Raw genomic sequence first — 20231 nt, 5'->3', positions numbered from 1 at the left:
ACATAAGCATTTTTACTAATAAGTGTTGTTATTAGCTTTTTAGCTTATATTTTAATATATTAGCGTTTTAACTTATATTATGATTGCAGTTATAACAGGGGATATTATCAATTCAGAGCATTATAAGGTTACGGAATGGTTGAGTGTGTTAAAGTTACAACTATCTAAATACGGTAATACTCCAGAGCATTGGGAGGTATATAGGGGTGATGAATTTCAAATTAAAGTACCTATTGCAAAGGCCTTAGAAGTCGCTATAGGTATAAAAGCATGTATTAAGAAAGTAAAAGGGTTAGATGTTAGGATGGGAGTAGGCTTAGGGAAAGAGTCTTTTATAGGAGCAAGTGTAAGTGAGTCTAACGGAACAGCGTATCAATTATCAGGGCGTATTTTTGAAAAACTAAAAGACCAAAAACTTAGTTTAGCAATTGCAACAGAAAATGTAGAGAATGATGTTGTTTTAAATCTAATTATAAAACTAGCATTAGATTTTATGGATGATTGGAGCCCTGTTTCTGCAGAAATAATAACAATAGCATTAGAAAGCCCACATGCACAACAGCAAGAAATTGCAGATAAATTAGGTGTACAACAATCAGCAATTAGTCAACGGCAAAAAAGAGCAAGATTAGATTTAGTACAACAAGTACTCGCATATTATTCATCACTAATAAATAAAAAATAGTATGATTTTATTTACAAAACTTTTTTTAGCACACTTGATAGGTGATTTTATTTTTCAGCCTAAAAAATGGGTAGCAGATAAAGAAACTAAAAAAGCCAAGTCTGTATATTTATACATTCATATATTCATGCATTTTTTGTTAACAATGCTATTGTTATGGGATTTTAGTTATTGGAAAATAGCTGTAGTTATAGCAGTTTCTCATTATTTAATTGATGTTATTAAACTGTATGTAACCTCTAATTTTGAAAATAAAAATATTCCGTTTTTTGCAGATCAATTATTACATGTAGGAGTTTTATATGCGTGTGCTTTTTATGGCGATTTAGGGAGTCATACATTAGCACTTATTGAACAAATTGATATTAAATTGGTAACGGCGTTGGTTTTTGTGAGTTTTCCGTCGGCAATAATTATAGGTAAGTTATTAGACGGTATGTCTAAGTATATCGAAAATGATCACGAGTCACTGCCAAACGCAGGTATGTATATTGGTATTATAGAGCGAACATTTGTTGTGGTTTTTATAGTTATTGGTAGGTGGGAAGTAATAGGTTTTTTAATAGCAGCAAAATCGGTATTTCGATTTAACGATTTAAAAGACGGTAATAGTCGAGAATTAACAGAATATATTTTAATAGGAACCTTACTAAGTTTTGGTATGGCAATTTTAACAGGTTTAGTGTATTTGAAATTTCAATAAAATGCGATATTGATAATTTTTAACAGCTTATAGAAACAATTATACATCAAAATGTTAGAAAACCTAAATCGATATTAGTTTTAGGTTAAAATCACAAGTTTCGAGAAAATTAATTTTTACTTTTGCTTGCTTAATTTTAAATCATGGTCGCAACGGGCAGAAAGTATGTATTTGATTTTGATAGTACTTTAACGCGAGTAGAAGCATTAGATGTATTAGCAGAATTAACATTAGTAGGTAAATCTAATAAAGATGAGATTATTAAGGAGATTCAAGAAATTACCAACTTAGGTATAGATGGAGATATTTCCTTTACAGAATCTTTAGAAAGGCGTATTAAATTATTGAATGCGCATAAAGATGATTTATCCGAATTGGTTAAAGAATTAAGAACAAAAATATCTAAATCGATAGAGGCTAATAAAGACTTCTTTAGAGATTATGCAGATGATATTTATGTAATATCGTGTGGCTTTAAAGAATTTATAGATCCTATTGTAAAAGAATATAACATTCCTTCAGATAGAGTATATGCAAATACTTTTAAGTTTGATGAAGAGGGAAGAATCATTGGTTTTGATGAAACTAATGTTTTAGCAATGCATAACGGAAAAATTGACTGTCTAAAAAATATGAACCTTGACGGTGAGGTTCAAGTTATTGGTGATGGTTATAGCGATTATGTGATGCGTGAAGCTGGTATTGCAGATAAATTTTTTGCTTATACTGAAAATGTACACCGAGAAAAAGCTGCAAAAAATGCAGATTATATTACACCTAACCTTGATGAATTTTTATTTGTGAACGATTTACCTAGAAAAATCTCTTATCCTAAGAACAGGATAAAGATGTTGTTGTTAGAAAATGTGCACCCTGATGCATTTAGTAGTTTAACTGATGCAGGTTTTTCTGTAGAAACAGTTAATAATAGTTTGTCAGAAAAAGAGTTAATAGAAAAAATTAAGGGCGTTCATGTTCTTGGTATTCGTTCTAAAACACAGGTTACTGAAAAAGTTTTAGAAGCAGCAGATAAATTAATGGTTGTTTCTGCATTTTGTATTGGAACAACGCAAATAGATTTGGATAGCTGTAAGAAAAAAGGAATTGTAGTTTTTAATGCTCCGTATAGTAATACACGTTCTGTTGTAGAATTAGCAATTGGTGAAATAATTATGTTAATGCGTAGTGTATTTACGCGTAGTACAGAAATTCACCAAGGGCAATGGAATAAAACAGCTGCAAACTCAAGAGAAGTTCGTGGTAAAAATTTAGGTATTGTTGGTTACGGTAATATCGGTAAACAATTATCTGTTATTGCAGAAGCATTAGGGATGAGAGTTTACTATTATGATGTTAATGATCAATTAGCTCTAGGTAATGCTGTTAAATGTAATACTCTTGAAGATTTATTGAATATATCTGACGTGGTAACATTACATATAGATGATAATAAAGCAAACCTTAATTTTATTGGTGAACGTGAAATTAACCAAATGAAAGACGGTGCTATTTTTGTAAACTTAGCACGTGGTTTTGTTGTTGATATTCCAGCATTAGCTTCGGCATTAAAAAGTGGTAAACTTGGTGGTGCGGCAGTAGATGTTTTTCCGAAAGAACCAAGAAGTAATGGTGATTTTGAAACAGAATTAAAAGGTATTCCTAATGTTATTTTAACTCCACACGTTGGAGGTAGTACGGAAGAAGCGCAACGAAATATAGCAGAATTTGTTCCTAATAAAATTATGGAATATATGAACTCTGGTAATACGGTTGATGCTGTGAATTTTCCTAATATCAGATTACCTAAGCAGAATAAATCTCATAGATTCTTACATATACATAAAAATGTTCCAGGTGTAATGGCTAAAGTAAATGAAGTTCTTGCACGTTATGAGTTGAATATTACGGGTCAGTACTTATCAACTGATAGCGAGGTTGGCTATGTTATTTCTGATGTAAATAAAGAGTATAATAAAGATGTTATAAAAGAACTTAAAAAGATAGAAAATACAATTAAATTTAGAGTATTGTACTAATCTGTAGTTTTATATAAGATTAAAAGCCTCAATTTTAAAATTGAGGCTTTTTTGTTTTTTATTGATGATGATAAGGTTCATTTTTTAATATGGTAAAAGCTCTGTATATCTGCTCAACAATAAACAAGCGTATCATCTGATGAGAAAATGTCATTTTAGATAAACTTATTTTTCCGCGTGCTTGCTGGTAAATGGCATCACTAAAGCCGTAAGGGCCACCAATAACTAAAACTAATTGTTTAAAACCTGCATTCATTTGTTTTTGTAAGAACTTCGAAAAATCTACAGATGTATATTGTTTCCCATTTTCATCCAATAAAATTAAAATATCAGTAGGGTTTAGTTTTTTTAAGATAGCTTCTCCTTCTTTTTCTTTTTGCTGTGTTTCTGATAAATTTTTAGTGTTTTTTATATCAGGTATAATTTCTAGCTCAAACTTAACGTAATGCTTCAATCTATTCTCGTATTCTTTTGTAAGTGCAGATAGTTGTGAGCTATCTGTTTTTCCGATGGCAAGTAGTTTAATTGTCATCTTGCAAATTTAAATAGAAAATTGACTTTTAATAATTAAGATTATAAATTTATAATCAACAAGAGTTCTTATAAAGTATTTAGTAAATTAGCAATTAAGAAAATAAACGAATGATTTCACAAGCGCAATTTAATAAAGAGATAGAGTTGATAATAGCCAATGCCATCCGAGAAGATGTTGGTGATGGTGACCATAGTTCGTTAGCATGTATACCTGAAAGTGCAGTTGGTAAAGCTAAGCTTTTGGTGAAAGATGAAGGTGTCATTGCAGGTATAAAGTTTGCTGAAGAGGTTTTTTCTTATGTAGATGAAAATCTAAAAATCGAACATATTTTAAAAGATGGAGATGCTGTTAAATATGGTGATATCGCTTTTTATGTGAGTGGTAGTTCTCAAAGTATTTTAAAAGCAGAACGTCTAGTTTTAAATGCAATGCAACGTATGAGTGCTATAGCAACTAAAACTCAGTTTTTTGTTAACCTGTTAGATGGTACGGAAACAAAAATATTGGATACACGTAAAACAACACCTGGTACTCGTGCACTTGAAAAATGGGCAGTAAAAATTGGAGGAGGAGAAAATCATAGATTCGCTTTATATGATATGATTATGCTTAAAGACAACCATATCGATTTTGCAGGTGGTATTGATAAAGCGATTGCTAAAACAAAACAATATTTAAAAGAAACCAATAGAGATTTAAAGATTATAGTAGAAGCTCGAGATTTAAATGAAGTACAGCAAATACTAGATGCAAAAGGTGTTTATCGTATTTTGTTAGATAATTTTAGTTTTGAAGACACAAGAACAGCAGTGAAATTGATAGATAAAGAATGCTTAACGGAATCTTCAGGAGGTATTAATGAAGATACAATTCGTAAATATGCTGATTGTGGTGTAAATTATATTTCATCAGGTGCATTAACGCACTCTGTTTATAATATGGACTTAAGTCTTAAAGCGGTATAAATGTCTGCAGCAATAGAGGAAAAAGTTGAGAAAATTCCGATTGTAAATTGGTTAGCTCGCTTACTTAAAAAAGTAAAGCTATCTGCCTTTGAAGGGCTTTCTATGTATGATCTGATAGAGATGTATCTGTCAGGTATTGTACAGGGGGCATTGTCAAGCAGAGCTAGTGCAATTGCATTTAGTTTATTTATGGCTTTATTCCCTTTGTTGATTTTTTTAATTACTCTACTACCATTTTTAATTCCATATATCCAAATAGGGGGTGAGACTAATTTTGAGGCAGATTTCTTATCTTTTTTAGAATCTTTTTTACCATCAGCAACTGGCGATTATTTTGAAAATATTTTTATTCAGATAAAAGATCAGAAAAGAGGAGGTTTGTTATCGTCTACCTTTTTAATTTCAATATTTTTAGTAGCAAATGGTGTAAACGCTATTTTTGGAGGCTTTGAAAACTCATACCATGTAAATCTTACAAGGAATTTTTTTAGGCAATATGCTTATGCTTTAATGGTAGGTTTGGTATTGTCAATATTACTTATAGTAGCTGCAATAACATTTGTGTATTCAGAATTTTATATAGTAGAATATGCTAGTGATTTGGTAGGTAAAACATACGGAGCCAATGTGGAAGAGGCAGATATAGTGGGTGTTCGAATTGCAAAAGTTATATTTTTTATCATATTATCGTATTTGACAACCGCTATTTTGTACTATTTTGGAACTGCAGAAGGTAAAAAAGCAAAGTTTTTCTCTTCAGGAGCTTTAATGACAACTTTACTTTTTGTTTTTACTTCATATTTATTTGGGGTATATGTAGAAAAATTTGCTAGATATAATGAGTTATATGGTACTTTAGGAGGGTTGTTAATTTTAATGGTATTTATTTGGTTGAACTCAAATATATTATTGTTAGGCTTTGAGTTAAATGCTACTTTAAATGCATTACGTAATAACCTAAAAAAGAAAGATGAATTACTTTAGAATAATGTTAATAGCCCTTTCAGTATTATCGATAAATATTGGAACAGCTCAGGGGGTTTTTGATGAGTGGAAAACGATAGACGACCGTACAGGTAAGCCAAAAGGAGTTATAAAAATTTATAAGCAAGATGGTAAAATGTATGGTAAGATTATAAAAATCTTAGAAGAAGGCAAAGAAGATGTAAAATGTACCAAGTGTGAAGGGGATTTAAAAGATAAACCTGTATTGGGAATGACAATTATAGACGCAGCTGAGCTACATGAAGATGGTGAGTGGAAAGGTAAAAAATTATTCGATCCAGAACAAGCCATGACATTTAGATGTAAAATATGGTTAAACCCTGATAACCCCGACGAGCTTAAAGTTAGAGGGTATTTGTCATTTATTTACCGTACCCAAACTTGGTTAAGAGTAAAAGATTAGAAAATACGATAATGCTTAATTTTATTAATGTAATTCTACCTATTCCGTTAGAAAAACTATTTACATATAGTGTTTCGGCAGCTGAAGCTGAGTTTATTCAGCCAGGAATGCGGGTTGCCGTTCCTTTTGGAAAATCAAAAATATATAGTGCACTTGTGCATGAAGTCCATCAAGTACCACCTACGGTATATGAAGCTAAAGAAATACATCAAATTTTAGATGAAACACCTGTAGTTACTGAAGCTCAGTTAAAACATTGGTTCTGGATTTCAGAATATTATATGTGTAGTATAGGCGAGGTTTTTAGAACAGCTGTACCTAGTGCTTTTTTGTTAGAAAGTGAAACCTTAATATTAAAAAACACTAAAATAAACATAGATGAACTAGAGCTTTTAGATGATGAATTTTTGGTTTACGAGGCCTTAAGTCATCAATCTATTTTAAGAGTTCATGAAATAAGTTCCATTTTAGATAAGAAAAATATTTTACCTGTTTTAAATCGCTTATTAGATAAAAACATAATTATATTAAAAGAAGAGGTGTATGAGCAGTATAAGCCAAAAATGGTGCGTTATGTTCGAATGAGTAAACTTTTTCAATCTGAAGAAAAGCTAGAAGAACTTCTAAATTCTTTAACTCGAGCACCAAAACAAAGCCAGGTAGTTCTTTCTCTTTTTCAATTACAAGCATCTACTAAAAAGCCTATAAAAGTATCTGATTTGGAAGAAGCTAGTAGTAGCTCTTCTGCAACTATTAAATCTTTAGTTAATAAAAATATTTTAGAAGAATATTTTGTGCAAACAGATAGAGTGATTTATTTAAATGATACAGAAAATTCAGACTTAAAGTCTTTAAATGAGTATCAGCAAAAGGCCTTTTTAGATATTCAAGAAAATTTCAAATTAAAAAAACCAACACTTTTACACGGAGTTACATCTTCTGGAAAAACTGAGGTTTATGTAAAGTTGATAGAGCAATGTTTGAAGAGTAAAAAACAAGCTTTGTATTTGTTGCCAGAAATCGCATTAACAACACAGCTAATTTCAAGACTACAAGAATACTTTGGGGAAAAGGTTGCTGTATATCATTCAAAATATAGTGTTCAAGAGCGGGTAGAAGTTTGGAATAACGTTTTAACAAACAAATCAAAGGCTCAAATTGTTATAGGAGCCAGGTCAGCTCTTTTTATGCCGTTTAAAGAATTGGGGCTGGTAATTGTAGATGAGGAGCATGAGGGCTCTTTTAAGCAGTATGATCCTGCTCCAAGATACCATGCAAGAGATGCGGCAATCGTTTTAGCTCATATTCATAATGCAAACATACTTTTAGGATCAGCTACGCCAAGTGTAGAAAGTTTTTATAATGTAGAAAATGGTAAATACGGTTATGCAAGTATATTAAAGCGTTTTGGAAATGTTTTAATGCCTGATATTGAGTTGGTAGATATAAAAGAGCAGACTAGAAAAAAGAGAATGAAAGGTCATTTTTCTGAACGTTTGTTTTTAGAAATAGAAGAAACACTTCAAAATAAAGAGCAAGTAATTTTATTTCAGAATAGAAGAGGTTTTGCGCCGATTGTAGAATGTACTACTTGCGGGCATTCACCGCAATGCCCAAATTGTGATGTAAGTTTAACATATCACCAATATCAAAAACAATTACGATGCCATTATTGTAGTTATAATATAGCATTACCACTAGCTTGTGATGCTTGTGGTGTAGCTACTTTAGATACAAAAGGTTTTGGTACAGAACAAGTAGAGCAAGAGCTTCAAACATTGTTTCCTGATGCTAAAATTGGTAGAATGGATTTAGATACGACACGAGGTAAACATGGATATGAAAAAATAATTACTGCTTTTGAGCAGCAAGAATTAGATATTTTAGTGGGTACTCAAATGCTAACAAAAGGACTCGATTTTAGAAATGTGAGCTTGGTAGGTATTATGAATGCAGATACCTTACTAAACTTCCCTGACTTTAGAGCTCATGAACGTAGTTATCAATTATTAACACAGGTTGCAGGTAGGGCAGGAAGGACCCAGAAAACAGGAAAAGTTATAATTCAGAGTTATAATCCATACCACCAAATTTTAAAACAAGTTTCAACGGGTGATTATATGGGTATGTATAAAGAACAATTATACGAAAGACAGCAGCATAAATATCCACCAGTAAACAGAATTATAAAAATAACTTTTAAACACAAAGACTATAGTAAACTAAATGAAGCTGCTGAATGGTTTACTAAAGGGTTGCGAAATTCATTTGGTGTACATGTTTTAGGGCCCGAATTTCCGCCTGTTGCTAGAATAAGAAATCAATATTTGAAAAATGTATTGATAAAAATTCCAGTAGGACAATCATTACCTAAAACTAAAAATAGCATTAAAAGAATAGAAAAATCTTTTAATGCTATTTCACATTACGCAAGCGTACGGGTAATTTATAATGTAGACTATATTTAGTTTATACGTTATTAAGCGCCTCAGCTAATTCTGTCTTTTTATTTCTACTTAAAGGAATTGATCGCCCGCTAACTTCAACATTTTTACTGTTAAACTTCTCAACCTTTTCTAAGTTTATAATATATGATTTGTGAATTCTAAGAAATTTATCACTTGGTAATTGTTCTTCGAAAGATTTCATAGTAGATAATATAACTATGTTTGCTTCATCGGTAACCAACTTAATATAGTCACCTAAAGCTTCAACCCATTTAATATCGTTTAGAATAACTTTTCTTTTTTTAAGATTACTTTTTACGAAAATATGCTCCTCATCTTCATTAACTCGATGCATTTGTTCGTATTTAGATATCGCTCTTTTTACGGAAGCATCAAATCTAGACATTGTAATCGGCTTATGTAGGTAATCCGTTACGTCATATTCAAAAGCTTTTAAAGCATAATCAGGCTTTCCTGTGATTAAAATAACTTGAGGTCTGTTGTCTAAAGACTCTAATAAATCAAAACCGTTGATAATAGGCATCTCAACGTCTAGAAAAATTAAATCAATCTCATTGTTTTTAATTCCATTCTTTGCTTCAATAGCGTTGCTGTACTCAGCAACCAAAGCTAAGTTTGGATGGTTGTTTACTAACTTAGCGACTGCCATCCTTTGCATTGAAGAATCGTCTACTATTATACTTCTTAATTTCATAAATGGTTGATTTGCGGGATTAAATCATAGGCAAATTACTGAAAAAAGTCGATGAACTGCAACAAAAGATGTGAATATGACATAATATGTTGTGTATTCAGTAAAAAACATGATTAAAGATTTGGTTTATTTTAGATTTGGCTTATGTTAATTGTAATTCATTTACTTTATAACGAAGTTTTTTGCTAAATCTTGTGATAACTCAAAATAATTGTTAATTTTGCGCTCCTAAAAATATATATTAATATGAATCATTACGAAACTGTTTTCATTTTGAATCCCGTTCTATCTGATACACAGATAGAGGAAACAGTTAAGAAATTTGAAGATTTCTTAATTAGCAAAGATGCCAAGATGGTATCAAAAGAAAATTGGGGCCTAAAAAAACTGGCTTACCCAATACAACACAAGAAAAGTGGTTTTTACCATTTGTTTGAATTTACAGCTCCAGGTGAAGTTATCTCTCCTTACGAGTTAGAATTCAGAAGAGATGAACGTGTTATGCGATTTTTAACAGTAAAGTTAGATAAGCATGCTATTTCATGGGCAGAAAGAAGAAGAACAAAGTTAAAAACTAAAGCTTAAGTCGTATGTCGTCAATAGAACAACAAGCAAAAGGTAAGAAAGATGGAGAGATCAGGTATCTTACTCCATTAAACATAGATACGAATTCTCAGAAGAAGTATTGTCGTTTTAAAAAGTCTGGTATTAAGTATGTAGATTACAAAGATCCAGATTTTTTAATCAAATTAGTAAACGAGCAAGGGAAGTTACTTCCTAGAAGATTAACTGGTACTTCTTTGAAATTTCAAAGAAAAGTGGCAGTTGCTGTAAAAAGATCTCGTCATTTAGCGTTAATGCCATATGTTGGTGATTTATTAAAATAAAAAGAAGCGAACGATGGAACTTATATTAAAGGAAGACGTACAAAACTTAGGTTTTAAAGATGATTTAGTAACTGTTAAAAATGGTTACGGAAGAAATTTTTTAATTCCGAACGGAAAAGCTGTTATGGCTACATCTTCTGCTAGAAAAGTATTAGCAGAAAATTTAAAGCAAAGAGCTCATAAAGAAAAGAAAATTGTAGATGCAGCAACTAAAACTGCAGAAGCAATTAAACAACTAGAAATTAAAATTTCTGCTAAATCTGGAGCAGGTAATAAATTATTTGGTTCTGTTACTAACAATGATTTAGCTGATGCATTAGCTAAAGCTGGTCAAGAAATAGAAAAGAAATTTATTGCTATTCAAGGTGGAGCTGTTAAAAGAACAGGTCCTTACAATGCACAAATAAGATTACATAGAGATGTGATTTTTGATTTCCCTTTCGAAGTTGTAGGAGAAAATAGTTAACAAATAGTTAACAAAATTTTTTAAAAAGAGAGTTATGCGTGCATAGCTCTCTTTTTTTTGTTCTAAATTTACCGCAAACTAAAACTCACTCAATTATGTTAAAAAAAGTTTGCGCAACAATATTTCTATGTATTGTTTCTTTTAGTGCAATTTCTCAAGTAACAACATCTAATATAAAAGGTATTGTTATTGATGATGCAAATGAGCCTTTATTAGGGGCTAATATTGTTGCTGTACATACTCCAACAGGAACTAAGTATGGTGCTATTTCTAATGAAGACGGTAGATTTAATTTACTAAACCTTAGAGTAGGTGGCCCTTACGAACTTACATTTTCTTATGTTGGTTACAAATCACAAGTAATACCTGATGTTTACTTGACACTTGGTCAAACTTTTAATGCAGATATAAACATGCAATCAGATAGCCAAGCTTTAGAGGAAGTTGTGGTAATATCTGATCAGAGTGGTACTTTTGGTAGTGATCGTACAGGTGCAGAAACTAGTGTTGGTCGAAGAGAATTGAGTCGTTTGCCTACGATTTCAAGATCAGCATCTGATTTTACAAGGTTAGAGCCAACAGCTAGTGGAAACTCTTTTGGTGGTCGTAATGATCAATACAATAACTTTTCTTTAGATGGTGCTATTTTTAATAACCCATTTGGTTTAGATTCTCCAACACCAGGTGGCCAAACAGGATCTCAACCTATTTCATTAGATGCTATTGAGCAAATTCAAGTATCTACTGCTCCTTATGATGTTACTCAATCTGGTTTTACAGGAGCTACTGTAAATGCGGTTACTAAAAGTGGAACAAATGAGTTTCATGGTACTGTTTATGGTTTTTTTAGAAATGAAGATTTAACAGGTGGTAAAGTAAAAGGTGAAGATGTGATAAAACCTAAATTATCACAAAATCAATACGGTGTAAGTATTGGGGGTCCAATTGTTAAAAATAAATTGTTTTTCTTCGTTAATTTTGAAAAAGAAGAAAGAGATGACTTAGGGACAAACGGCTGGGTTCCGAATACAGGTTCAGGAGCAATTAATGAATCTAGAGTTTTAGAATCTGATTTAATGACAGTGCAGTCAGCATTGGCAACTCTTGGTTATGATACAGGTAGTTATAATGGTTTTACATACGGATCGGGATCTACAAAAGGACTTTTTAAATTAGATTGGAATATTAACGATAAAAATAGATTAGCACTTATTTATAATTTTTTAGATGCATCTAGTGAAAAACCAGCTCACCCAACTGCTATAGGGGCTAGAGGACCAAGCTTTTCAACACTTCAATTTGAAAAATCTGGATATGAAATCAATAATAAATTAAATTCAATTCAGCTTGAATTAAATTCAACTTTAACAGATGAAGTAACTAATAAATTACAAATTGGTTATACTCATTTTGATGATTTTAGAAACCCACTTTCTTCACCAGCTCCAAGTATAATTATTCAAGATGGTGCAGGGTCTAATTATATAGTAGCAGGTCATGAACCATTCTCTATTCATAATCGCTTAGATCAAAAGGTTTTTCAATTGACTAATAATATGAATATTTTTAAGGGTAATCATACTTATACGGTAGGTTTTTCTTTTGAAAAATTTCAATTTGATAACTCTTTTAATTTAGGAAATTATGGAGGTACTTTTGGTTTTGATGTAAATGGTACACCATTTGATTTTGGTGATGATAGAAACTTTTTATCAGTAAATGATTTTTTATCTTTTGCTCAACCAGGTGGTTTAATTGATGGTATGATTCAAGGAGCTGAAGCTCAATTTGCGAATAACAATCAATTTGCAGATGGAGATGGCTGGCAATTAGCAGAAACTAATGTAGGTCAAATGTCTTTTTATTTACAAGATGAATGGAATGCTACTGAGAATTTAAAATTGACTTACGGTGTTCGTTTTGATAAACCTCTTTATTTTGATACCAGAGATAAAATTAGAGAAAATATAGCTAGAAAAATTGGTGATTATCAACCAGATAATTTGTACTATAACCCAAATACAGGTGAGCAAACATTAATAGATTCTGAACAATTACCAGATAATAACTGGTTAATTTCTCCTAGATTTGGTTTCAATTGGGATTTAAAAGGAGATAAAACAACTCAATTAAGAGGTGGTACAGGTGTATTTACGGGTAGACTTCCTTTTGTGTGGTTGGGTAACCAAGTTCAAGGTGTTGATTTTTTCTTTTACCAAGCGGTTGATCCTGATTTTCAATGGCCACAAGTTTGGAGAACTAACTTAGGTATAGATCATCGTTTTGAAAATGATATAGTTTTAACGGCTGATGTTTCTTATACAAAAGATTTAAATGCGTCTCATGTTCAAAACTGGGGTTTGAATACGCCTTCTGGAACATTAAATGCACCTGGGGATAATAGACCAGTTTATGAATCTGGAGATTTTGCTACGAATGCTTTTGGAGGTTCAACTAACGCTTACGTATTTACAAACTCAGATAAAGGAAGAATTTGGAATGCTTCTGTTAAGGCGCAGAAAAACTTCAATAATGGTTTGTATGTAATGGGGGCGTATAGCTATTTAAATGCTAAAGATGTAAATTCTATTGAAGCAGAGATTACTGGTGATGCTTTTGACTTTAATCCTACTTTAGGAAATGCTAATGAAGATGTTTTAGGTTTTTCTAAATATGGAGATACACATCGTTTTATTGGTGTATTATCTAAGAATTTTGAATACGGTCAAGGAAAATGGAATACAACAATTTCAACTTTCTTTGAATACGGTCAAGGTGCTCGTTATAATTATACGTACGCAGGAAATATAAATGGTGATAGTTCTTTTCAGAATAATGACTTATTATATATTCCTACATCAGCAGAACTTGGTCAAATGCAGTTTTCAGGAGCTGGACAAGCAGAAGCTTTTGAGTCATATATTCAACAAGATAAGTATTTAAGTGAAAATAGAGGTGAATATATGGAGCGTTATGGAGCTTTAGCGCCATGGAGAGGTAAGTGGGATATCAAGTTTTTACAAGATTATACGTTTAGCAATGACAACAAAATTCAGTTTAGTGTTGATATTCTTAATGTAGGTAATTTAGTTAACTCTAATTGGGGTGTTATTCAACAACCAAATAATGTGAGTCCAATAGGTGTTACTGTAGATCAAAATACAAACATTCCTACATATACATTTGATCCTAGTTTGACTAATACTTATGGGTTTGATGCCAGTTTAGCATCAAGATGGCAAGCGCAATTTGGTTTAAGATATATTTTCTAAGAAAATAAAAAATATTTAATACTTAAAAAGGCTGCACAATTAGTGTAGCCTTTTTATTTTTGCAAAAGAATTTGAGTTAGATTATACATTGCTTGAATTTTATATAAAATAGGTAGATGAAGTACACGAGACTTACAAAACAACAATTAGAAGAATTACACCAAGAGTTTATTAACTTTTTGGCAACACAATCTATTACAGGAGAAGAATGGGAAACCATAAAAAATGATAAACCAGAAGTTGCAGAAGAAGAAATAGATGTTTTTTCTGATTTAGTTTGGGAGGGAGTATTAACAAAGGTTGAGTTTGTAGAGAATATCTCAGCGCAACAAATGCATTTATTTCATTTGACAGATAAAGAAATGAAACTCATTTCAGTAAAGGTGATGAATCCAGAAATAGATTTAACCACAGATATTGGATTCAAATGGTTTAAGAAAAACTGGCAATCAGATTTTGTAGAATACCTATCTGCTTCAAAAGCATATAAAGGTGAGAAGAATGCTGATAAATTTGATTTAATAAAACAAGGAGCTGTAATTACAAAAGGCGAGCTATATCAGTGGTTTGAAAAAGTCATAGGATAAGCTGATATTTACAAAAAAAATTATTGCGTTTTCTATTTTGAAATAACCTGATTAATATAAAACCACTGTCATAGTAAAATCAAAGACAGATTATAGTAATAACTATACCGTCTCAGTGCTACTGAAGACAAGAATATAAAAATTTAAATGGCAAAAAAACCATCCATAGCAAAAGGGACTAGAGATTTTTCACCTTCAGAGGTAGTAAAACGTAATTACATATTCGACATTATTAAAAAGAATTTTCAGACTTATGGTTTTTCTCCGATAGAAACCCCTTCTTTTGAGAATTCAGATACTTTAATGGGTAAATATGGTGAGGAAGGAGATCGTTTGATTTTTAAAATATTGAATTCAGGTGATTTTTTATCAAAAGTTGATGAAGCTACTTACTTTAGAAAAGATTCTAATACTATAACATCAAAAATCTCAGAAAAAGCACTTCGTTATGATCTTACAGTGCCTTTTGCCCGTTACGTAGTAATGCATCAAAACGAAATAGATTTTCCTTTTAAAAGGTATCAAATACAACCTGTTTGGAGAGCAGACAGACCTCAGAAAGGTAGATTTAGAGAGTTTTTTCAGTGCGATGCTGATGTTGTGGGTTCTAACTCATTATTGCAAGAAGTTGAACTGGTTCAGTTATATGATGCTGTTTTTTCAGAGCTAAAATTAAACGGAGCAACTATAAAATTAAACAACCGAAAAATATTAGCAGGTATAGCAGAAGTAATCGGCGCTAAAGAAAACCTGATAGATTTTACAGTAGCTTTAGATAAATTAGATAAAATAGGGGAAGAAGGTGTTAAAAAAGAAATGCTAGAAAAAGGTATTTCTGAAGCTTCTATAGAAAAAGCATCACCGTTGTTTAATTTAACAGGAACGAATGTAGAGCAGTTAGATGCTTTAGAGAAGCTTTTATCCTCTTCAGAAGAAGGTTCAAAAGGAGTAGAGGAGCTTCGTTTTATTATTGAAACAGTTTCAGAACTTGGCTTGCAAACGGCAACTTTAGCTATAGATGTTACTTTAGCACGTGGACTTAATTATTATACAGGTGCTATTTTTGAAGTTGGAGCGCCAGAAGGTGTGAAAATGGGATCAATTGGTGGCGGTGGCCGTTATGATGATCTTACAGGTATATTTGGCTTAAAAGATGTGAGTGGAGTAGGTATCTCATTTGGTTTAGACCGTATTTACTTAGTAATAGAAGAATTAGGTCTCTTTCCGGAAGCTATAGATCAATCGTTAGAAGTGCTTTTTATGAATTCTGGAGAAAAAGAAGCTTTTGAATCTTTAAAACTTTTAACTCTATTTAGAAAAAAAGGAATAAAAGCAGATTTATACCCTGATAGTGCTAAAAATCAAAAGCAAGAGAACAAGCAATTTAAGTTTGCTAAAAATAAAAACGTACCATTTATCATTATTATCGGAGAAGATGAATTGAAAAATGCATCTTTTACGGTGAAAAATATAAATGAGAATACTCAAGAAACATATAGCTTGGCAAAAGCAGAAGATTTTATAAGTACGTTATAGTACTTCTTTAATAGCTTTAATTACAGATTTGTAGTAGCTAATATTATGTGGGACATATTTTTTAATATTGGCTAATCCCCAAGTTTCTTCAGAAAATTTTAAAAGCGAGGTAAGTGTTAAAGCTTCTACTTCGCTTTCTTGTTTTATAAGCTTTGGTAAGGACGTTTTTAGTTCACATATATAAGTATGGTGAAATTCGCAATCTATTAAAGTTTCATTGTGTTTTTGAATAGATTTAAAAACGCCAATTTTTTTTAAATCATTTACAGAAATAGTAATACCTATTTCTTCTTTAGTTTCTCTTATCGCGGCAATTTCAAGATTTTCACCAGCACCAATATGACCAGCGACAGATACATCCCATAGTAAAGGGAATATATTCTTGTTTCTTCCTCTCTGTTGTAATAAAATCTGTCCACTTTTTGTATAGAACCAGACATGCACAGTTTGGTGAAACCAGCCATTTTTATGTGCTTCAGATTTTAAAGCTATTTTGTTTAATCGCTTTCCTTCAGAGTTTAAAATATCAATAAGTTCATCCATCAATATATAGGCTTTAAAAAAGAAACCCCCCATTGTAACAATAGAGGGTTTTTAATATTATTCGAAGTAACTAAAAGTTTCTCCTTCTTTAATGGTAAGTAATGTTTCGTAAATCAATTTAATGACATTTTCAACATCATCTTGGTGTACGGTTTCAACAGTTGTGTGCATATATCTTAACGGTAAAGATATTAATGCAGAAGCTACACCGCCATTGCTGTAAGCAAAAGCATCAGTATCTGTTCCAGTATATCTAGATGAAGCCATTCTTTGAAAAGGTATTTTATTACTCTCTGCAGTTTTAATAATGCGTTCTCTTAGTTTATTTTGAACAGCAGGAGCGTATGAGATAACTGGTCCGGCACCTATTTCCGTATGGCCTTGAGTCTTTTTCTCAATCATAGGTGTGGTGGTATCGTGGCAAACATCAGTTACTATAGCAACATTAGGTTTAATAGTTTGTGTAATCATTTCAGCACCACGTAACCCTATTTCTTCCTGTACAGAATTAGTAATGTATAATCCAAAAGGCAATTCTTTTTTATTTTCATGTAAAAGACGAGCAACTTCGGCAATCATAAAACCACCAGCACGGTTGTCAATAGCTCTACAAACAAATTTATTCCCATTCAAAATTTGAAAAGTATCAGGGTAGGTGATAACGCAACCAACATGAACACCCATTTTTTCAACCTCTTTTTTATCTTTAGCGCCTATGTCTATAAATATGTTATCTAATTTTGGCGGCTCTTCTTTCGAGCTGTTTCTGGTATGAATTGCTGGCCAACCAAAAATTCCTTTTACAATTCCTTTATCAGTATGTATATCTACCCATTTAGATGGTGCAATTTGATGATCACTACCGCCATTACGAATTACATATATTAAACCATCATCTGTAATGTAGTTTACATACCAAGATATTTCATCAGAATGACCTTCGATAACCACCTTGTATTTAGCATCAGGGTTTATAACTCCAACAGCTGTTCCGTATGTATCAGTAATAAAAGTGTCAACATATGGTCTCAAGTAATCCATCCATATTTTTTGTCCTTCCCACTCATAACCGGTAGGTGAAGGGTTGTTTAGATATTTTTCTAAAAAATCAATAGACTTTTTATTTAGAATTTTCGTTGTACTCATTTGTAATTGTTTTAAAACGAAGTTAATAATATTCACTTTTATTTAATAGTGATGCTTATGTTTATTATTAATTTTGGCAAGAATTTTGTATTTCTATAGATAATGATGAATAAATTTAGATACCTCTTTATATTTTTAATGATATCTTCTGTTGGATTGTCGCAAGAGGAAGAGATTATTTTAGACTCTCTAGCTGAAAAAATGATTAGAATAGAAGGTGATTCGATAGTTCAGAGTTCTATTGCCTTAGAAGAGGTGTATGTTTTTAGTAAATTGAAGTTTGATAATTACGATGATAAATTACGGTACTATATATTAAGGAGAAAAACATTGAAAGTGTATCCTTATGCTAAGTTAGCAGCAGAGAGATTAACGGAGCTAAATGATAGTTTACTTAAGATTACAAAAAACAATAAAAAAAGGAGATATACTAAAGAAGTTCAAAAGTATGTTGAAGGAGAGTTTTCTGATGAATTAAAAAAGTTAACTAGAACAGAGGGGCAGATACTTATTAAATTAATACACAGGCAAACAGGTATAACAGCATTTGATCTAGTAAAGCAATTGCGAAATGGGTGGAGGGCATTCTGGTATAATACAACAGCAAAGATGTTTGATATAAGTATTAAAGAAGAATTTCATCCTGATACAGTTCATGAGGATTATCTGATAGAAGACATTTTGCAACGTGCTTTCTCTGAATTTAAGATAGAAAGACAAAATTCTGCTTTAAATTATGATTATTCTACACTATCTAATAAGTGGGCGACTAGTAAGAAAGACTAGTGGTTATTTGCAAAGCTCATTAGTTTTCTTTATATTTATCTTTCTCCTGAAATTTATTTTCATTTTTTTTGAGTTGTAAATTGCTTGTTTTGAGTTGTTTAATAATTTGGGTAGAAAAAAGATTAAAAAAGTTTAAAAAAAAGCTTGTGGGTTTAAAAAGAGGGTGTATATTTGCAGCCGCTTAGGGAAACAACGACACGTAAATAAGCTGAGAAAATAGGAATAGAAAAGTTCATTGACATATTGTAAGACAGCGTTTAATTACTGGAAACGGTAATTAAATAAATTGAATTAACATAATAGCTTAAAGAATATTAAGGGCTAGGTTCGGATGATTTTATATTTTGTGTTGTAATAATATTTACAAAACAACGATGAAGAGTTTGATCCTGGCTCAGGATGAACGCTAGCGGCAGGCCTAACACATGCAAGTCGAGGGGTAACAGGGAGCTTGCTCCGCTGACGACCGGCGCACGGGTGCGCAACGCGTATGCAATCTACCTCTTACTAGGGAATAGCCCAGAGAAATTTGGATTAATGCCCTATATTATATTGAGTCGGCATCGATTTTATATTAAAGGTTACGGTAAGAGATGAGCATGCGTCCCATTAGTTAGTTGGTAAGGTAACGGCTTACCAAGGCTTCGATGGGTAGGGGTCCTGAGAGGGAGATCCCCCACACTGGTACTGAGACACGGACCAGACTCCTACGGGAGGCAGCAGTGAGGAATATTGGACAATGGACGGAAGTCTGATCCAGCCATGCCGCGTGTAGGAAGACTGCCCTATGGGTTGTAAACTACTTTTATACAGGAAGAATAAGATCTACGTGTAGATTGATGACGGTACTGTAAGAATAAGGACCGGCTAACTCCGTGCCAGCAGCCGCGGTAATACGGAGGGTCCGAGCGTTATCCGGAATTATTGGGTTTAAAGGGTCCGTAGGCGGGCTGTTAAGTCAGAGGTGAAATGCTGCGGCTCAACCGTATGCACTGCCTTTGATACTGGCGGTCTTGAGTTATAGTGAAGTGGCTAGAATATGTAGTGTAGCGGTGAAATGCATAGATATTACATAGAATACCGATTGCGAAGGCAGGTCACTAACTATACACTGACGCTGATGGACGAAAGCGTGGGTAGCGAACAGGATTAGATACCCTGGTAGTCCACGCCGTAAACGATGGATACTAGCTGTTCGGTTTTCGGACTGAGCGGCCAAGCGAAAGTGATAAGTATCCCACCTGGGGAGTACGTTCGCAAGAATGAAACTCAAAGGAATTGACGGGGGCCCGCACAAGCGGTGGAGCATGTGGTTTAATTCGATGATACGCGAGGAACCTTACCAGGGCTTAAATGTAGATTGACAGGTTTAGAGATAGACTTTTCTTCGGACAATTTACAAGGTGCTGCATGGTTGTCGTCAGCTCGTGCCGTGAGGTGTCAGGTTAAGTCCTATAACGAGCGCAACCCCTGTTGTTAGTTGCCAGCGAGTCATGTCGGGGACTCTAGCAAGA

The 20231-nt window shown here is 32.5% G+C and carries 18 protein-coding genes and 1 rRNA gene (1 of these 19 running past the window's edge); 15 read left to right on the top strand and 4 right to left on the bottom strand.

Going from position 1 to position 20231, the window contains the following annotated elements:
- Positions 1-79 precede the first annotated feature (79 nt).
- The 3 genes from H0I23_RS08960 to serA all read left to right on the top strand — a co-directional run bounded on the left by H0I23_RS08960 (position 80) and on the right by serA (position 3424).
- Entirely contained in the window at positions 80-685 is a 606-nt protein-coding gene (locus H0I23_RS08960) for a SatD family protein (RefSeq protein WP_216782889.1), read from the top strand.
- A gap of 1 nt (position 686) precedes the next feature.
- On the top strand, positions 687-1388 hold the full coding sequence (locus tag H0I23_RS08955) for a DUF3307 domain-containing protein (RefSeq protein WP_216782888.1): 702 nt from the start codon (positions 687-689) through the stop codon (positions 1386-1388).
- Between the two features lie 143 nt (positions 1389-1531).
- A complete protein-coding gene (gene serA / locus H0I23_RS08950) occupies positions 1532-3424 on the top strand; it encodes a phosphoglycerate dehydrogenase (protein ID WP_216782887.1) in 1893 nt (630 codons plus the stop codon).
- Between the two features lie 58 nt (positions 3425-3482).
- On the opposite strand, the gene rlmH is transcribed toward serA, so the two are convergent.
- Positions 3483-3956 (bottom strand): 23S rRNA (pseudouridine(1915)-N(3))-methyltransferase RlmH, encoded by a 474-nt coding sequence (gene rlmH, locus H0I23_RS08945; protein ID WP_216782886.1) that lies wholly within the window; start codon positions 3954-3956, stop codon positions 3483-3485.
- A 110-nt stretch (positions 3957-4066) separates the two neighbouring features.
- Here rlmH and nadC point away from each other — a divergent pair, with 110 nt between their 5' ends.
- From nadC to priA, 4 genes are read left to right on the top strand one after another with little or no spacing between them, the layout of a single operon-like run.
- Positions 4067-4924 (top strand): carboxylating nicotinate-nucleotide diphosphorylase, encoded by an 858-nt coding sequence (gene nadC / locus H0I23_RS08940; RefSeq protein ID WP_216782885.1) that lies wholly within the window; start codon positions 4067-4069, stop codon positions 4922-4924.
- Positions 4925-5908, top strand: coding sequence for a YihY/virulence factor BrkB family protein (locus H0I23_RS08935; RefSeq protein ID WP_216782884.1), 984 nt, complete (start codon positions 4925-4927; stop codon positions 5906-5908).
- Positions 5895-6332 (top strand): DUF2147 domain-containing protein, encoded by a 438-nt coding sequence (locus H0I23_RS08930; protein ID WP_216782883.1) that lies wholly within the window; start codon positions 5895-5897, stop codon positions 6330-6332. The genes H0I23_RS08935 and H0I23_RS08930 overlap by 14 nt, the downstream gene beginning before the upstream one ends.
- An 11-nt stretch (positions 6333-6343) precedes the next feature.
- A complete protein-coding gene (gene priA / locus H0I23_RS08925) occupies positions 6344-8800 on the top strand; it encodes a primosomal protein N' (RefSeq protein ID WP_216782882.1) in 2457 nt (818 codons plus the stop codon).
- 1 nt (position 8801) lies between these two features.
- Here priA and H0I23_RS08920 read toward each other — a convergent pair whose 3' ends face one another.
- The gene (locus tag H0I23_RS08920) at positions 8802-9494 is read right to left on the bottom strand and encodes a LytTR family DNA-binding domain-containing protein (RefSeq protein WP_216782881.1); all 693 of its coding nucleotides are present in this window, start codon (positions 9492-9494) and stop codon (positions 8802-8804) included.
- Positions 9495-9740: 246 nt separating this feature from the next.
- On the opposite strand from H0I23_RS08920, the gene rpsF reads away from it, so the two are divergent.
- From rpsF to hisS, 6 genes are all read left to right on the top strand, one after another.
- Positions 9741-10079, top strand: coding sequence for a 30S ribosomal protein S6 (gene rpsF / locus H0I23_RS08915; protein WP_216782880.1), 339 nt, complete (start codon positions 9741-9743; stop codon positions 10077-10079).
- A gap of 5 nt (positions 10080-10084) precedes the next feature.
- On the top strand, positions 10085-10381 hold the full coding sequence (rpsR, locus tag H0I23_RS08910) for a 30S ribosomal protein S18 (RefSeq protein ID WP_216782879.1): 297 nt from the start codon (positions 10085-10087) through the stop codon (positions 10379-10381).
- A 13-nt stretch (positions 10382-10394) separates the two neighbouring features.
- Complete coding sequence (rplI, locus tag H0I23_RS08905) at positions 10395-10847, top strand: 50S ribosomal protein L9 (RefSeq protein WP_216782878.1); 453 nt, start codon at positions 10395-10397, stop codon at positions 10845-10847.
- A gap of 95 nt (positions 10848-10942) precedes the next feature.
- Positions 10943-14119, top strand: coding sequence for a carboxypeptidase regulatory-like domain-containing protein (locus H0I23_RS08900; RefSeq protein ID WP_216782877.1), 3177 nt, complete (start codon positions 10943-10945; stop codon positions 14117-14119).
- Positions 14120-14235: 116 nt separating this feature from the next.
- On the top strand, positions 14236-14706 hold the full coding sequence (locus H0I23_RS08895; RefSeq protein ID WP_216782876.1) for a DUF6495 family protein: 471 nt from the start codon (positions 14236-14238) through the stop codon (positions 14704-14706).
- Positions 14707-14853: 147 nt separating this feature from the next.
- Positions 14854-16242 carry a histidine--tRNA ligase gene (gene hisS / locus H0I23_RS08890; protein ID WP_216782875.1) on the top strand — a complete coding sequence of 463 codons (1389 nt, stop codon included), beginning with the start codon at positions 14854-14856 and terminating at the stop codon, positions 16240-16242.
- On the opposite strand, the gene H0I23_RS08885 is transcribed toward hisS, so the two are convergent.
- Together H0I23_RS08885 and H0I23_RS08880 are read right to left on the bottom strand one after the other, a co-directional pair.
- Complete coding sequence (locus H0I23_RS08885) at positions 16237-16785, bottom strand: NUDIX domain-containing protein (protein WP_216782874.1); 549 nt, start codon at positions 16783-16785, stop codon at positions 16237-16239. The genes hisS and H0I23_RS08885 overlap by 6 nt on opposite strands.
- Before the next feature lie 57 nt (positions 16786-16842).
- The gene (locus H0I23_RS08880) at positions 16843-17931 is read right to left on the bottom strand and encodes a M42 family metallopeptidase (RefSeq protein WP_216782873.1); all 1089 of its coding nucleotides are present in this window, start codon (positions 17929-17931) and stop codon (positions 16843-16845) included.
- A 105-nt stretch (positions 17932-18036) separates the two neighbouring features.
- Here H0I23_RS08880 and H0I23_RS08875 point away from each other — a divergent pair, with 105 nt between their 5' ends.
- Positions 18037-18717: a DUF4294 domain-containing protein gene (locus tag H0I23_RS08875; RefSeq protein WP_216786054.1), complete on the top strand. Its 681-nt coding sequence runs from the start codon at positions 18037-18039 to the stop codon at positions 18715-18717.
- 371 nt (positions 18718-19088) lie between these two features.
- Positions 19089-20231, top strand: a 16S ribosomal RNA gene (locus H0I23_RS08870); it runs 376 nt beyond the window's last position.

Origin of the sequence: Cellulophaga sp. HaHaR_3_176, from assembly GCF_019021925.1 — a bacterium.
GTDB lineage: Bacteria > Bacteroidota > Bacteroidia > Flavobacteriales > Flavobacteriaceae > Cellulophaga.
The sequence above is the reverse complement of the archived record's forward strand: the minus strand, read 5'-3'. Positions and strand labels throughout refer to the sequence as shown.